Consider the following 15414-nt stretch of genomic DNA (forward strand, 5'->3'; position numbering starts at 1 on the left):
CCGGGGAGCGATGGTCGCTATCGTGTCCGTGCCATGACATCTCCGCCTCGCTGGGGCCCGTCCAACGGGACAGGGTCGGAAAGACCCTCGGACAGGCCCCAGCCGCAGGAACTCACTGGGGGAACTCCATGACCGCACGCCCCGCCCGCCGCCGCTCCGCGTACGCCGCGCTGGCCCTCGGACTGGCCGGCTCGCTGGCCCTGACCGGCTGCCACAGCGGCTCCGCGAAGTCGCGGAAGAGCTCGTCCTCCAGCAACTCCCGGAGCAAGAAGCGCAAGATCATCGGCGGTGCGGCCGCCGCCGGAGTGGGCGCGGGGGCCGCGCGCCGGCGCTCCACGATCACCTGCTCCCCTGACACCTCCCGGCTCGGCTTCTCCCAGCAGGCGGGGCCGAAGGGGTATGTGACGGTGCGGTACACCAACCGCTCCAGCACCCTCAACTGCCGGCTCTACGGCGGCCCGTTGCTGTCCTTCGACGGCGCGAAGACCCCGCTGCCGATGCTCCGGGCCGGCCAGGGCAACGGCGTCCGGCTCCGCCCCGGCGCCACCGCCTATGCGGTCATCCCCACCAACACGCCGGCCGCCCTGGGCACCCCGCAGAAGACCGTGAACGTCCAGTTCGCCGGCTCCTCCCAGGGCTCCACCACCGGCTCGCCGGTGACATACGACCTGGTGGCGAAGCACACCACGCTCTCCGTAGGCCAGGGCAAGGTCAGCTTCTGGAACCCCACCCTCTCCTCGGCCAGGACCGAGGCCGGCGTCGGCAGTTGATGCCGCGCGCCGGCCTCGGGGCGTCGCTCCGCAGTGGCTCCGGCCGCTCCGGTCGGGGCTACTGCGCGTCGAGCCCCGCCAGGACGAGCCCCAGCCGGGCCGCGCCGTCCTCGGTGACCCTGACCGGAACGCCCCAGTCCTGCTGGTGCACATGGCAGGCCGGGTACTCGACGTCCGGGGCGTCGTCGCAGGACGCGGCCATCGCCGAGACGTGCAGCACGCCCTCGGTCACGCCGTCCGCGAGAACCAGGTCCCGCGCGAGGTCGGTGCCCGCGCCGGCGCCGTCGGCGAGCAGCTCCGGCGGGGTGGCACTGACCAGCAGCCGCGTCGAGGGGCCGTAGCGGGTGTCCAGCTTCTGGCCGGCCGGGGCCTGGAAGACCACGTCCAGCCGGAGCGTGCCGGGGGCGATGTCGGTGGCGGCGCGCTGGGTGCGGTGGGCCACCGAGGCGACCCGCACCGCCTCCTCGGGGAGCCGCAACCGGGTCAGCCGGTGCCGCGCGGACTCCACCACCACGATGTCGTCGTCGACGAGGACCGCCGCGGAGGGTTCCCGCAGATCGGTCGCGAGCGTGGTCACCTCGCCGCTGGCCGGGTCGACGCGGCGCAGCGCGTGGTTGTAGGTGTCGGCGACGGCGACCGAGCCGTCGGGCAGCGCGGTCACGCCCAACGGGTGCTGGAGCAGCGCCTGTTCGGCGGCGCCGTCCCGGTGCCCGAAGTCGAAGAGCCCGGTGCCGACGGCGGTTCGGACCACATAGCCGTCGCCCGGGGCGTCGGCGTCCCGCTCGATCCAACGCACCGCGCTGGTCTCCGAGTCGGCGATCCACAGCCTCCCGCCGGCCGCCGCGAGCCCGGAGGGCTGGGCGAACCACGCGTCCGCCGCCGGGCCGTCGACCAGCCCCTCGTTGGTGGTGCCGGCCGCCACCGCGACCGTTCCGTCGGCCGGGTCGTAGGTCCAGATCTGGTGGACCCCGGCCATCGCGATCCACAGCCGGTCCTGCCACCAGGCGAGGTCCCACGGCGAGGAGAGGTCCACCTCGCGGGCCGGGCCGGAGGTCGGCGAGCCCTGCCACCACTGCTTGCCCGTACCGGCCACGGTCTCCAGGGCGCCGGTCGCGGGGTCGAGGACCCGGATGGCGTGGTTGACGGTGTCCGCGACGGCGACCCGGCCGTCGGGCAGCAGCGCCAGCCCCTGCGGCTCGTTGAAGGAGTCCGGGCCCAGCCCGCGCTCACCGGACCCGATCCGCCGCACCACCTGCTCGCCGTCGGCCGCCAGTTCCACCAGTTGGTGCCGGGTGGTGTCGGACACCAGGAAGGTGCCGCCGGGCAGCCGCACGGCCTTGCCGGGGAAGCGGAGGTCGGTGGCGACCGGCTCCGGGGGGACGTAGGGGCCGTCGCCGCGGCGCAGCGTGCCCTTCTCGGAGTGCTCGGCGATCAGCTCCTCGACCAGCCGCTCGATGGCGTGCGCATGGCCCTCGCCCGCGTGCTGGGCCACGACATAGCCCTCGGGGTCGATCACCACCAGCGTCGGCCACGCTCGCACCGCGTACTGCTTCCAAGTCGCGAGGTCGGGGTCGTCGAGCACGGGGTGCTCCACGCCGTACCGCTCGACGGCGTCCACCACCGCCTGGTGCTCGGCCTCGTGCACGAACTTCGGGGAGTGCACGCCGATGATCACGACCGCGTCGCGATGGCGTTCCTCCAGCTCGCGCAGCTCGTCCAGCACGTGCAGACAGTTCACACAGCAGAACGTCCAGAAATCGAGGATGACAATGCGTCCTCGCAGGTCAGAGAGGGTGAGATCGTTTCCGCCGGTGTTGAGCCAGCCGCCCTTGCCGATCAGCTCGGGGGCCCGGACGCGCGCACGTGAAGCCATGTGGACATTCAACGTCACTCCGCCGCACCCGCATTCCGCAGGGGCCGTGGGGAATGCGTCACCCCATGTCGCACTCCCACGGGGACCACTCCCCGCGCTCCCGCAAGTACTTCGTGCACGACCGGATCTTCGGCATCGGCGACGACTACTGGGTCGACGACGATCACGGCCGGCACGCCTTCCTCGTGGACGGGAAGGCGATGCGACTGCGGGAGACCTTCGAGCTCAAGGACACCGAGCGGCGGGTGTTGATCACCATCCGCAAGAAGATGTTCAGCCTGCGCGATGCGATGACCATCGAGCGCGAGGACCAGCCGCTGGCCACGATCAAGCGCAAGCGACTGTCGCTGCTGCGCCACCACTACCGCGTCGAACTGGTCGACGGCACCGAGCTGGACGTCAGCGGCAAGATCCTGGACCGGGAGTTCGCGGTCGAGTACGACGGCGAACTCCTCGCCGAGATCTCCCGCCGCTGGCTGACCGTCCGCCACACCTACGCGGTCAACGTCGTTCGGGAGGACGCGGACCCGGCACTGTTGATCGCGGTGGCGGTGTCCGTGATCAGGATGGCGGAGCGGGAGCGCGAGGGCGATTGAGGGCGCGTCCACGGCCGGCCAAGCCCCTTGCGCCGAGAGCGAATTGACCGTTTTCGCCGGCTCCGCACCCATCAGGATCAGCGAATCGCGCACAGTACCAGCGGCAGCACTTTCGAACGGCCCCGTCGTCAAACATCGGCCTACGATGGTCACCCGAAAGCACTGCAGGGGTGCGCGTGCGCAGCGTAACTTAACTGCCAGACAGCAGCCCGCGTACGAACCGTTCGAGGGGTCCCGTGACCGTCCATCCCAGCCTTCAGTCCTCCATCGACGCCTGGACGCATTCCATAGAAGCGATAACCGAGTTGGTGACGCCGCTCGTCGAGGGTGAGTGGAGCCGGGCGACGGACCTGCCAGGGTGGTCCGTGCGCGACATCGTCTCCCACGTCATCGGCCTGGAATGCGAGATGCTGGGCGACCCCCGGCCGATCCATACGCTGCCCCGCGACCTGTACCACGTGCGCAGCGAGTCGGCCCGTCGGATGGAGGTCCAGGTCGACGTCCGCCGGCACCACACCGCGCCGGAGATGCTCAGCGAGCTGGAGTACACCGTCATTCGCCGCTCCCGACAGCTGCGGAACGAGACCCGTCAGCCGGACACCGTGGTGCGCAGCGCGCTCGGCGAGGAACGCACCCTGGAATTCGTCCTGGAGCAGCGGGCGTTCGACGTCTGGGCGCACGAACAGGACCTGCGCCGGGCGCTCGGCAAGCCGGGCAACCTCGACTCGCCCGGTGCGCTGGTGACGCGCGATCTGCTGGTGCGGGTGCTGCCCGGCATCGTCACCAACCGCGCCCAGGCGCCGGCCCGTTCGACGGTGGTCTTCGACGTCAGCGGCCTGGTGGAGTTCATGCGCACGGTCCGGGTGGACGCCGAGGGGAAGGCCACCGTCGACGGCAGCGTCTCGCTGGGCCCGACGGTGACGCTGACGATGGACTGGGACGCCTTCCACCGGCTGGCCTGCGGTCGGATCCGGCCGTCCGCCCTCGGCGACCAGATCAAGATCGACGGCGACCATGAGCTGGCCCAGGCCATCCTCGACAACTTCGCGGTGACGCCGTAACGGACCGCACGGCGGCGCAAGGCGCACGGAGCGCGGAGCACGGAGCACGGAGCGCAGACTCCCGCCGCTCAACTCTCCGGCGCCGAACAGAAGTTAGCCGTTTCACGTGAAACGGTCCTTGGTTTCACGTGAAACACCCCGTTGTTTCACGTGAAACCGCGCACCCCGGCCTCCCCCGCCAACTGGCCGGTGAATGCGGGGAGATGACCTCCCCGCCCTCGGATGCGGTGGCGGGGAGGCCGCGAACGACACCGGTGGCGGCCGCCTCAGGCCGGAACGTGAACGGCCTCGACCCGGCTGACGACCAGCCGTTCCTGCTCGCGCTGCACCGCCCGTCGATGCAGCCGGAGGATCTGCGAGACCCCGAGCGCCTCCAGCACGAAGACCGAGGCGAAGGCGATCCGGTAGTTGTCGCCGGTGGCGTCGAGCAGGACGCCGATGGCGAGCAGCGTGGTCATCGAGGCGGTGAAGCCGCCCATGTTGACGATGCCGGACGCGGTGCCCTGGCGCTCCGCCGGGTTGGCCGGCCGGGCGAAGTCGAAGCCGATCATCGAGGCGGGGCCGCAGGCGCCCAGCACCAGGCAGAGCACGACCAGCAGCGCCATGGGCGCATGGGTGGTGGGCCAGCACAGGGTGAGCGCCCACAGCAGGGCGGTGACCGCGACGGTGCCCAGCGCCAGCGGCAGCCGGGCCGCGTGGTGGCGGGCGATGATCTGCCCGTAGACCAGGCCCACGGCCATGTTGGAGAGCACGACGAGGGTGAGCAGTTCACCGGCGGTGCCGCGGGAGAGCCCCTGGGCCTCCACGAGGAACGGCAGGCCCCACAGCAACAGGAAGACCATCGCCGGGAACTGGGTGGTGAAGTGCACCCACATGCCCAGCCGGGTGCCGGGTTCGCGCCAGGCGTCCAGGATCTGCCGGCGCACGAATGCGGCACCGTTGTGCTCGCGGGGCGCGGGCGGCGGGGCGAAGCCCTCGGGGTGGTCCTTGAGGAAGAGCAGCAGCAGGACCAGCACGGCGACGCCGCCCAGCGCACTGCTGGCGAACGTCGTGCTCCAGCCGAAGGTGTGCAGCAGCCGCGCCAGGACGAGCGTGGAGACCAGGTTGCCGGCCATCCCGACCAGGGCCGCGATCTGCGCGATCATCGGGCCGCGACGGGCCGGGAACCACCGGGAGCCCAGCCGCAGCACGCTGATGAAGGTCATCGCGTCACCGCAGCCCAGCAGCGCCCGCGAACCGAGCGCCATGCCGTACGAATCCGAGAACGCGAAGCCGAACTGGCCCAGGGTGTAGAGGATCGCGCCGAGGGCGAGGACCTTCTTCGCGCCCAGCCGGTCGACCAGCAGGCCGACGGGTATCTGCATGCCCGCGTAGACCAGCAGTTGCAGGATCGAGAAGGTGGACAGCGCCGAGGCGTTGATGTGGAAGCGGTGCGCGGCGTCCAGGCCGGCCACGCCGAGGCTGGTGCGGTAGGTGATCGCGACGAAGTAGACGGCGACGCCGATGCCCCAGACGGCAATGGCCCTGCGGCCGCCGGGCGGGTCCGAGGGCAGCAGTCGGGCGCCGCCGCCCCCTATGCCGCCGCCGGTGGAACTGTCGCCTCCGGCGGCGCCATCGGTACGGCCACTCATCGCTCGTCCCCTCGCGCGAGATTGCGGACCCAACTGACGTGTCGCTGCACGGCGTCGGTGGCCGCCTCGGCGTCACCGGCCCGCAGCGCATCGAGGATTTCGGTGTGCTCGGTGATGTTCTTGGCGATCCGGTCGGGGTGGGAGTGCATCACCGCGACGCCCATCCGCAGTTGCCGGTCGCGCAGTTGCTCGTAGAGCCGGTCCAGGATCTGGTTGCCGGCGCTGCGCACGATGGCCGCGTGGAACGCCCGGTCGGTGACCGACAGGGCGGCCAGGTCGCCCGCGGCGGCCTGCTCCCGCATCGTCTCCACCAGCGCGTTCAGCTCGTCGATCAGCGCCCCGCCGGCGGGTACGGCCTTGGCCGCCGCGTGCTTCTCCACCAGCAGCCGAGTCTCGACGACATCGGCGATCTCCTGCGCGGAGACCGGCAGGACCAGCGCGCCCTTCTTCGGGTAGAGCTTGATCAGCCCCTCGACCTCCAGGCGCAGCAGCGCCTCGCGCACCGGGGTCCGGGAGACCCCGACGGCGTCCGCGAGCTCCCCCTCGGTGAGCAGCATCCCGCCCTCGTAGCGGCGGTCCAGTACGGCGTCCTTGATGTGGGTGTAGACCCGCTCGGCGGCGGGCGGCGGTTTGGCGGTACCGGATTCCCTCACGGGGGCGGTGGGCATGGACGCTGATGGCATGCACACAGGATAGATACAACAGAAAAGCGAACGCTGAACCCTTCCGCGATGCGGACGATCAACGGGGCGTTTGTCCTGGTAGAGGCGTTATGCGGGCCGGCCGCCACCCACCGTAGGGGCGGCCGGCCGTCGCTCAGCCCCGCATCCGCCCCTGCGCGATCAGCCGGTTCACCACCTGCCGGTGGGCCGGCGCGCAGCGCGCAAAGGACTCCGCGCGGTCGAACCACGCGTACTCGGCGATCTCCCGGCCCGGGGCGGGCTCGATGTCCTGCGGTCCACCGACGAAGCAGGTCATGTGCAGCCGGCGGCCGTTCTTGCCGTGCGCGACGTCGTGGATGACGAACTCCTCCGACAGCTCCCCGGCGGGGATGCGCAGGCCGAGCTCCTCGGAGAGCTCCCGCGAGAGCGCCTCGCGTGCGGTCTCCCCCGGTTCGTACTTGCCGCCCGGGAGGTAGAAGGTGTCGTTCCCCCGCGTCCGTACGCTCAGCAGCCGCCCGTCGCGCACATGCAGCCAGGACACCGACCGCAGCGGTGCCTCGCGGGCCGCGGCGATCAACGGGTGGCCGGTCAGCTCGTCGATCCGCCGCCCGCGCTCCGTGAAGCCCAGGTGCGCATAGAACCTTCGGGCGCTGGCGTTCTCCTCGAAGACCTCCAGGCTCAGCGCCCCGTACCGGGCGGCCGCGTGCTCCACCAGATCCCGGCCGATGCCCGCCCCCTGCGCCTCCGGCGCCACGAACAGCCCGCCGATCTCGGCACCGTCCCGGCCTTCGTCGCCGGCCAGGATCCCGAGCAGCCCGACGACCGCCCCGTCGCGCTCGGCGACCCAGTTCTCGGCCCGGACCAGGTACACCTCGCGGAGGAGCCGGGCCCGTTCTCCCTCGCCCTCCCCCTCGATGAACGGATGCGCCTGCCGCACCGCCCGGGACCACAGGTCGCACACCGCGTCCTGATCCTCGCCCCGGTAGCGACGGATGATCGTGTGACTCCTCATTCCGCCGACCGTAAACAGCCCGGCCGACGGCGGCAAACCCTTTCCGACCGATGCGCGGCGCTAACGAAAGAGGGACCTCCGGGGGACTCGGGTCCGCCTCAAGGCGTACGCGGATCCGTACCTGACGCGTAGGGAACGGCCCGGATTCCATGGGTGAATGGAGACAGGGAACCGAGAGGGCCCGTCGGACAAGGGGAGTTGACATGCAGACCAGGACGCACACCGGCCGCCGCACCCGCAACGCCACCGTGCTGGCGCTGATCGTCGCCGCCGTGTGGGCGGGCGCCGCGCTGACCCGTGGCGCCACGCAGGTCGACCCGTCCGCCCCGACCGGACCGTTGGCGCACCTCAGCCGCGCGGTCGAGCTCATCCGGGGCTGAGCGACCGATCGGAGGCGGCCGCCAACGACCAAGAACGGGGCGCCGTTTCACGTGAAACTCACCGACGGTTTCACGTGAAACGGCGCCCCTGCTGCCGTCGTTGGGGCTCAGCCCCAGGTGATCAGGCGCTTGGGCCGCTCCAGGATCGCCGCGATGTCCGCGAGCAGCTTGGAGCCCAACTCGCCGTCGATCAGGCGGTGATCGAAGGAAAGCGCGAGCGTGGTGACCTGCCGCGGCTTGACCTTGCCCTTGTGGACCCACGGCTGGAGCTTGATCGCACCGAAGGCCAGGATCGCCGACTCCCCGGGGTTGAGGATCGGGGTGCCGGTGTCGACGCCGAAGACGCCGACGTTGGTGATGGTGACCGTGCCGCCGGACATCGCCGCCGGCGAGGTCTTGCCCTCGCGCGCGGTGGCCACCAACTCGCCCAGTTCCGCGGCGAGCTGGGGCAGCGCCTTCGCGCCCGCGTCCTTGATGTTCGGGACGATCAGGCCGCGCGGGGTGGCCGCCGCGATCCCGAGGTTGATGTAGTCCTTGTAGACGATCTCCTGATGCGCCTCGTCCCAGGCGGCGTTGGCCTCCGGGTGGCGCTTGAGGGCGACCAGGAACGCCTTGGCGAGCAGCAGCAGCGGGTTGACCCGCAGCCCGGCCATGTCCGGGTCCTGCTTGAGCTCCTGGACGAGCTTCATCGTGCGGGTCACATCGACGGTGATGAACTCCGTGACGTGCGGCGCGGTGAAGGCGCTGGCGACCATCGCCTGCGCGGTGGCCTTGCGCACGCCCTTGACGGGCACCCGGCGCTCGCGGGCCGCGTCGAAGCCACCGACCGCGGCCGCTGCCGGAGCGCCCACCGCGGGCGCGGCCGGCGCGACGACCGGCGCCGCCTGCGCCTCCGCCGCCGCGGCGTGAACGTCGTCGCGGGTGATGACGCCACCCGGCCCACTCGGGACGACCATCGCCAGATCGATGCCCAGGTCCTTGGCCAGCTTGCGGACCGGGGGCTTGGCCAGCGGCCGTCCGGCGGTCGGCACCGCGGCGGCGGGCGCTGAGGACGGCGGCGCGACGGCCACCGTGGCGGCGGCCGGAGCGGACGCGCTCCGGCCGTTCAGCTCCGCCTGGAGCCCGGCGGTCACCGGCTCCGACGGGGCCCCAACGGGCGCCTGCGGAACGCGCGTTGCGGGCTGCGCACCCGCGCCCGGCTGCGCCTTGCGCGCCCGGCGCTTGGTCGAGGACGGCGCGGCGCCGTAGCCGACCAGCACCGCCTGCCGGCCCTGCGGCTCGGCGTCCTCCTCCGCGGCCTCGGCGGGCGCCTCGCCCGCACCGGGCTGGCCCTGGACGGGGCCGGCACCCGGGTCGGTGTCCACGGCGATGATCACGGTGCCGACGTCGACGGTGGTGCCCTCGTCGAAGTTCACCGCGTGCACCACCCCGTCGTAGGGAATGGGCAGTTCGACGGCGGCCTTGGCGGTCTCCACCTCGCAGACGACCTGGCCGTCGGTGACGGTGTCACCGGGCCCGACGTACCACTTGAGGATCTCGGCCTCGGTGAGGCCCTCGCCCACGTCGGGCATCTTGAACTCGCGGATGCGCTGCGCGTTCGCGGCGCCGGCGGTACCTGTAGTCATGGTCACGACTCCCCTCAACCCTCAGTACGCCAACGCGCGGTCAACGGCGTCGAGCACCCGGTCCAGTCCCGGAAGGTACTCGTCTTCCAGCCTGGACGGCGGATAAGGGGCGTGGAAGCCGCCGACCCGCAGCACCGGAGCCTCCAGGTGGTAGAAGCAGCGCTCGGTGATCCGGGCGGCGATCTCCGCACCCGAACCGAAGAAGACCGGTGCCTCGTGGACGACGACCAGCCGGCCGGTCTTCTCCACCGAGGACTGCACGGTGTCGAAGTCGATCGGCGAGATCGAGCGCAGGTCGACGACCTCGACCGACTTGCCCTCCTCGGCCGCGACCTTGGCGACGTCCTCGCAGACCTTCACCATCGGGCCGTAGGCGGCCAGCGTGAGGTCGGAGCCGGGCCGGGTGATCCGCGCCTTGTGCAGCGGGTCCGGGATCGACTCGGTGTCCAGGCGCGACTTGTCGTGGTAGCGGCGCTTGGGCTCGAAGTAGATGACCGGGTCGTCGCCGGCGATGGCCTGCTGGAGCATCCAGTAGGCGTCGGAGGAGTTCGACGGAGAGACGATCTTGAGCCCCGCGACGTGCGCGAACAGCGCCTCGGGCGACTCGGAGTGGTGCTCGACGGCGCCGATGCCGCCCGCGTACGGGATGCGGATGACGACCGGCACCTTGACCTTGCCCAGCGCCCGGGCGTGCATCTTCGCGAGCTGGGTGACGATCTGGTCGTAGGCGGGGAAGACGAAGCCGTCGAACTGGATCTCCACGACCGGACGGTAGCCGCGCAGGGCCAGACCGATCGCGGTGCCGACGATGCCGGACTCGGCGAGCGGGGTGTCGATCACCCGCTCGTCGCCGAAGTCCTTCTGCAGGCCGTCGGTGACGCGGAAGACGCCGCCCAACTTGCCGACGTCCTCACCCATGACGAGGACCTTGGGGTCGGCCTCCATGGAGGCCCGCAGCGACGCGTTGATCGCCTTGGCGATGGTGATCTTCTCGTGGACGGCCATGGTCAGTTCCCCTCCGCGGCGGCGTCGGCGTCGGCGAAGGACGCCTGGTAGGCGGCGAACTGCGCGCGCTCCTCATCGACGAGCGCATGCCCGTCGGCGTAGACGTTCTCGAAGATCGCCAGGTGATCCGGGTCGGGCATCGCCCGTACGGCGTCGCGGACCCGCTTGCCCAGGACGTCGCTCTCCTCCTCGATCGCGGCGAGGTAGGCGTCGTCGACGAACCCGGAAGCCTCCAGGTACTTCCGCAGCCGCAGGATCGGGTCCTTGGCCTCCCAGGCCAGCGTCTCCTCGTCGGGGCGGTACCGCGTCGGGTCGTCGGAGGTGGTGTGGGCACCCATCCGATAGGTGAACGCCTCGATGAGCATGGGGCCTTGGCCGGTGCGCGCCCGCTCCAGCGCCGCCTTGGTCACCGCGAGACAGGCCAGCACGTCGTTGCCGTCGACCCGGACGCCGGGGAAGCCGAAGCCGCGGGCGCGCTGGTAGAGGGGGACGCGGGTCTGCTTCTCGGTGCGCTCGGAGATCGCCCACTGGTTGTTCTGGCAGAAGAAGACGACCGGGGCGTTGTAGACCGCGGAGAAGGTGAAGGACTCGGCGACGTCGCCCTGGCTGGAGGCGCCGTCACCGAAGTACGCGATGACCGCGGAATCGGCGCCGTCCTTCTGCACACCCATCGCATAGCCGGTCGCGTGCAGCGTCTGCGAACCGATGACGATGGTGTAGAGGTGGAAGTTGTTGCTGTTGGGGTCCCAGCCGCCGTGGTTGACGCCGCGGAACATCCCCAGCAGGTTGGTCGGGTCGACGCCGCGGCACCAGGCCACGCCGTGCTCCCGGTAGGTGGGGAAGACGTAGTCGTCGTCGCGCAGCGCGCGGCCGGAGCCGATCTGGGCGGCCTCCTGGCCCAGCAGCGAGGCCCACAGGCCCAGTTCGCCCTGGCGCTGGAGGGTGGTCGCCTCGGCGTCGAACCGCCGGGTGAGCACCATGTCGCGGTAGAGCCCGCGCAGTTCCTCGGCGGTGAGGTCGATCGCGTAATCCGGGTGCTCGACCCGGATTCCTTCCGGGGTCAGGAGTTGTACGAGCTCGTCCTGCTCCGCCTGGTCCGGCCCGGCGCTGTTCCTGACCTTGGACGGCGACGCCTTTTTCGTCGTCGCCTTTTTGGCGGTGGTGCGCTTGCTGCCGCCGCGGGCGGTTTTCCGCTCGGCAGTGCCTTCCACGGTCACGTGCTGCTCCTCCGTCTGTCCGGCCCCCGGGGTCCGCCGGTGGCCGTTTGCGGCTCACCCGGTATCCGATACGGCGCACGGGGTGTGTGCGAACGCGGCCGGATCCGGGTGGAACAAAGCGCCCCGGAGTGGCCTGCTCATTGCACGTTACCCATTGTCAAAGCCGAAGTGGAAATGGCGCTGACCTGCGATTTTGCTTGGATTTCCAAGTAAATCGCGAAGGGGTGGAACAACTCCTGGTCACAGCGTTGCAGGCCGCCGGGACAACGGCACGTTATATCGGTGACCTGGAGCACGGGAAGAGTTGATGTGTGAGACTGGGAAGGTGCGCGAAGACGGAAAAATCACTGTTTTCCTGCTCGATGACCACGAAGTGGTCCGGCGGGGTGTCCACGAAATGCTGTCGGTCGAGGAAGACATCGAGGTGGTCGGCGAGGCCGGCACCGCGGCCGATGCGCTGGTCAGGATCCCGGCGACGCGTCCGGACGTGGCCGTGCTGGACGTCCGGCTCCCGGACGGCAGCGGCGTCGAGGTCTGCCGCGAGGTCCGTTCGCAGGACGAGGACATCAAGTGCCTGATGCTCACCTCGTTCGCCGATGACGAGGCCCTCTTCGACGCGATCATGGCCGGTGCGTCCGGTTATGTCCTCAAGGCGATCCGGGGCAGCGAACTCCTCTCCGCCGTACGGGACGTGGCGGCCGGAAAGTCGCTGCTCGACCCGGTGGCCACCGCCCGCGTCCTGGAACGGCTTCGCGACGGCAACGCCACCAAGAGCGACGACCGGCTGGCGAGCCTCACCGAACAGGAACGCAAGATCCTCGACCTGATCGGCGAGGGACTGACCAATCGCGCAATCGGCGAACGCCTTCACCTCGCCGAAAAGACGATCAAGAATTACGTTTCCAGCCTGCTTTCCAAGCTGGGTATGGAACGCCGTTCACAGGCCGCCGCCTATGTCGCGCGGCGGCAGGCGGAAAGGCGCTGAGCAGCGCATACACCCCTCGGGCAGGGCCGCGGAGCCGATGATTCCGCGGCCGCCGACAGGGACCAACGTCCCGTCGATCGGGGGCGGCCGTCCCTATTCGACGCCCCATCGGGCGGGCACCCTGGAGGCCATGCCCACCGACGTCTTCCGTGCCATCGAGCTGCTCAGCACGGTCCCCTACGGTCGGGTGTCGGCCAGCCGGCGGGCGCTGCCCTTCACCACCGTGACCCGACACCTCGTCGTCGACGGCCGGCTGCTCCTGCGGCTGCACCGCGGCTACGACTACCACCGGGCGCTGGACGGCACCGTCGTCGCGTACGAGGCGGACAACGTCGGCGGGGCCCGCGACACCTGGTCCGTGCAGTGCACCGGGACCGCCCGGGTCATCGAACCGACCGCGGGGGAACGGGAGTTGTTCGGCCGCACCCCGCGGCTGGCCGACGGGGTACCGTACGATCCGGTCTACCTGCGGGTCGCGCCGGAGTTCGTGACGCTGCATCACCTCACGGACGTCCCGGTCTTCGGATTTGCACACCCTCTGTAAGGCTTTCCGGAACACCCACTCCACTGGGCGAAGTTGATCTAACATCTGGCGCGTGCTGCGCTCATCTGTAGTCCGGTCGGCGGCGACGCCCGACCGCGACACCCTCGGATCCCTGTTGCGCCACTACGACCGTGCCGGGGCGCCGCTGTCCTGCGAGCCCGTCGCCGAGGGACTGCTCAACCACGGCTACTTCCTGGCCACCACCGGCGGCCGCTACTTCCTCAAACACCACCTCGACGGCGACCGCGTCGCCCTCGCCCGCCAGCACCGCGCCGCCCGCCGGCTGGCCGGCCACGGCCTGCCGGTCGCCCCGCCGGTCACCGGCACGGACGGCCGGACCTTCACCGTCCTGGACGGCCGCTGCTACGCCCTGCACCCGTGGATCGAGGGCCGGCACCTCAGCGGCACCGCGCTGACCTGCGGCCAGTCGCGCCGGCTCGGCGCCCTGCTCGGGCTCGTCCACACCACGTTGGATCGGGTGATGGCCGACGAGCCGACGCCGCCCCGGCCGCCCGGTGCGGACGCCGCCGCCGACCCGGAGCGGACCTTCGAGACGATCGACGAACTGCTGGCGCTGGCCCGCGGCGCCCGCCCGCGCACCAGCTTCGACGAGCTCGCCGAGCACCGACTCCTGGAGCGCCGGGCCCTGTTGGAGCGGCAGGCGCACCGCCGGCCGGCCCCCGGCGCGGAGCCGGCGGCGGGCTGGGTGCACGGGGACTTCCACCCGCTGAACGTGCTCTACCGCGGCGCCGAACCGGCCGCGATCGTCGACTGGGACCGGCTGGGCGTGCAGCCCCGCGCCGAGGAGGCGGTGCGCGCCGCCGCGATCTTCTTCGTCCGCCCCTGCGGAACGCTGGACCTGACGAAGGTCGCCGCGTACGCCGACGCCTACCGGAGCGTGTGCGGGGCCGGCCCCGAGGAGCTGGCCGCGGCCGTCCACCGGGTGTGGTGGGAGCGGTTGAACGACTTCTGGATGCTCACCTGGCGCTACCAGCTCGGCGACCGGCGCACCGATCCGCAGTTCCCCGCGGCGGCCGCACTGGCGGTGTGGTGGACCCGCGAACTGCCCGCCGTGCGGCGGGCGTTCACGGGCTGACCCGCGGGGCGTCAGCCCGTTTCGCCGTCAGCCGGCGGTCGTCCCGCCCAGGGGCGTGCTGCCGGTGCCGCCGTTGGTGCCCGGGGTGCCGCCGGTGCTGGAACCGCCGGTGGTCTTGCCGCCGGTGCTGGAACCGCCCGTGGTGTCGCCACCGGTGCTGGAGCCACCGGTGGTGTCGCCACCCGTGCTGGAACCGCCGGTGGTGTCGCCACCCGTGCTGGAACCGCCGCTGGTCCCGCCCGTGGTGTCGGTCGGCGGCTCCGTGGACGGGGACGAGGTGGTGGGCGGCGCGGACGACGGCCGGGAGCTGGGCTGGTGGCTCGGCCGGTGGGTGTAGTTGTTCCCGCCGCCGCTGGTACCACCCGGGTAGGTGTCGGGGGTGCTCGGCTCGTCCGACGGCGACTGGCTGGTGTCGTCGGACGGCGACGGCGAAGTGGAGTGGGAGACCGACGGCTTCGGCGGCGTGTGGCTGGTGTCGCCGCTGTTCTTCACCGCGAAGGCCACGCCCGCCGCGATGGCGACCAGCGCGAGCACCGCGATCAGCCAGATCTTGCCGCGACCGCCCTTGGACTGCCGGTACCCGCCCTCGTAACCGCCGTCGTCGTCCCGCATCCCGCGGCTCACGACCGGCTGCGCCGTGGTCTGCCCGGCGTCGGGGTGGGGGAGCACGGTGGTCTCGGCGGCACCGCCGCGCAGGGCCATGGTGTGGCCGCCCTCGGGCATCGCGACCGGGCCGGTGTTCCAGGTGCCGGTGTGGCCGCCCTGCTCGTGCAGCATCTGCAACGAGTACTGGACCAGACCGCGCATCTCCTCGGCGGTCTGGAAACGGTCGTCGGGGTCCTTGGCCAGCGACCGCATGACCAGGCCGTCCAGCTCCGGCGGCACCGACTCGGCGACCTGGGAGGGCGGCACCGGCATGTCCTGGACGTGCTGGTAGACGACCGAGAGCGGGGTCTC

The 15414-nt window shown here is 71.2% G+C and carries 14 protein-coding genes and 1 pseudogene; 7 read left to right on the plus strand and 8 right to left on the minus strand.

Annotation, left to right across the window (positions count from 1 at the left end; genetic code table 11):
* Positions 1-128 precede the first annotated feature (128 nt).
* Positions 129-770, plus strand: coding sequence for a DUF4232 domain-containing protein (locus ACFVFQ_RS06765; protein WP_383409809.1), 642 nt, complete (start codon positions 129-131; stop codon positions 768-770).
* A 58-nt stretch (positions 771-828) separates the two neighbouring features.
* Here ACFVFQ_RS06765 and ACFVFQ_RS06770 read toward each other — a convergent pair whose 3' ends face one another.
* Complete coding sequence (locus ACFVFQ_RS06770) at positions 829-2643, minus strand: NHL domain-containing thioredoxin family protein (protein WP_383409812.1); 1815 nt, start codon at positions 2641-2643, stop codon at positions 829-831.
* Between the two features lie 65 nt (positions 2644-2708).
* Here ACFVFQ_RS06770 and ACFVFQ_RS06775 point away from each other — a divergent pair, with 65 nt between their 5' ends.
* Positions 2709-3239, plus strand: a complete 531-nt coding sequence (locus ACFVFQ_RS06775; RefSeq protein ID WP_383409815.1) for an LURP-one-related/scramblase family protein — start codon at positions 2709-2711, stop codon at positions 3237-3239.
* A 236-nt stretch (positions 3240-3475) separates the two neighbouring features.
* Positions 3476-4300, plus strand: a complete 825-nt coding sequence (locus ACFVFQ_RS06780; protein WP_383409818.1) for a maleylpyruvate isomerase family mycothiol-dependent enzyme — start codon at positions 3476-3478, stop codon at positions 4298-4300.
* Between the two features lie 266 nt (positions 4301-4566).
* Here ACFVFQ_RS06780 and ACFVFQ_RS06785 read toward each other — a convergent pair whose 3' ends face one another.
* The 3 genes from ACFVFQ_RS06785 to ACFVFQ_RS06795 form a co-directional block, all read right to left on the minus strand.
* Entirely contained in the window at positions 4567-5820 is a 1254-nt protein-coding gene (locus ACFVFQ_RS06785) for a nitrate/nitrite transporter (RefSeq protein WP_383409905.1), read from the minus strand.
* Positions 5821-5927: 107 nt separating this feature from the next.
* Positions 5928-6614, minus strand: coding sequence for a GntR family transcriptional regulator (locus ACFVFQ_RS06790; RefSeq protein WP_383409821.1), 687 nt, complete (start codon positions 6612-6614; stop codon positions 5928-5930).
* Positions 6615-6747: 133 nt separating this feature from the next.
* Entirely contained in the window at positions 6748-7605 is an 858-nt protein-coding gene (locus ACFVFQ_RS06795) for a GNAT family N-acetyltransferase (RefSeq protein WP_383409824.1), read from the minus strand.
* 203 nt (positions 7606-7808) lie between these two features.
* On the opposite strand from ACFVFQ_RS06795, the gene ACFVFQ_RS06800 reads away from it, so the two are divergent.
* Positions 7809-7985: a hypothetical protein gene (locus ACFVFQ_RS06800; RefSeq protein ID WP_383409827.1), complete on the plus strand. Its 177-nt coding sequence runs from the start codon at positions 7809-7811 to the stop codon at positions 7983-7985.
* A gap of 107 nt (positions 7986-8092) precedes the next feature.
* On the opposite strand, the gene ACFVFQ_RS06805 is transcribed toward ACFVFQ_RS06800, so the two are convergent.
* The 3 genes from ACFVFQ_RS06805 to pdhA are packed head-to-tail and all read right to left on the minus strand — an operon-like array spanning position 8093 to position 11832.
* Positions 8093-9610 (minus strand): dihydrolipoamide acetyltransferase family protein, encoded by a 1518-nt coding sequence (locus ACFVFQ_RS06805; protein ID WP_383409830.1) that lies wholly within the window; start codon positions 9608-9610, stop codon positions 8093-8095.
* Positions 9611-9631: 21 nt separating this feature from the next.
* A complete protein-coding gene (locus ACFVFQ_RS06810) occupies positions 9632-10615 on the minus strand; it encodes an alpha-ketoacid dehydrogenase subunit beta (RefSeq protein WP_274914712.1) in 984 nt (327 codons plus the stop codon).
* 2 nt (positions 10616-10617) lie between these two features.
* Complete coding sequence (gene pdhA / locus ACFVFQ_RS06815) at positions 10618-11832, minus strand: pyruvate dehydrogenase (acetyl-transferring) E1 component subunit alpha (RefSeq protein WP_383409834.1); 1215 nt, start codon at positions 11830-11832, stop codon at positions 10618-10620.
* Positions 11833-12157: 325 nt separating this feature from the next.
* Here pdhA and ACFVFQ_RS06820 point away from each other — a divergent pair, with 325 nt between their 5' ends.
* The 3 genes from ACFVFQ_RS06820 to ACFVFQ_RS06830 all read left to right on the plus strand — a co-directional run bounded on the left by ACFVFQ_RS06820 (position 12158) and on the right by ACFVFQ_RS06830 (position 14457).
* Positions 12158-12817 (plus strand): response regulator, encoded by a 660-nt coding sequence (locus ACFVFQ_RS06820; protein ID WP_383409838.1) that lies wholly within the window; start codon positions 12158-12160, stop codon positions 12815-12817.
* Positions 12818-12947: 130 nt separating this feature from the next.
* On the plus strand, positions 12948-13361 hold the full coding sequence (locus tag ACFVFQ_RS06825) for a pyridoxamine 5'-phosphate oxidase family protein (RefSeq protein WP_383409843.1): 414 nt from the start codon (positions 12948-12950) through the stop codon (positions 13359-13361).
* A 52-nt stretch (positions 13362-13413) separates the two neighbouring features.
* Positions 13414-14457 (plus strand): phosphotransferase, encoded by a 1044-nt coding sequence (locus ACFVFQ_RS06830; protein WP_383409846.1) that lies wholly within the window; start codon positions 13414-13416, stop codon positions 14455-14457.
* 27 nt (positions 14458-14484) lie between these two features.
* Here ACFVFQ_RS06830 and ACFVFQ_RS06835 read toward each other — a convergent pair.
* A pseudogene (locus ACFVFQ_RS06835) lies at positions 14485-15414 on the minus strand (serine/threonine protein kinase); the annotation flags it as partial.

This window comes from Streptomyces sp. NPDC057743 (genome assembly GCF_042798755.1).
Classification (GTDB): domain Bacteria; phylum Actinomycetota; class Actinomycetes; order Streptomycetales; family Streptomycetaceae; genus Streptomyces.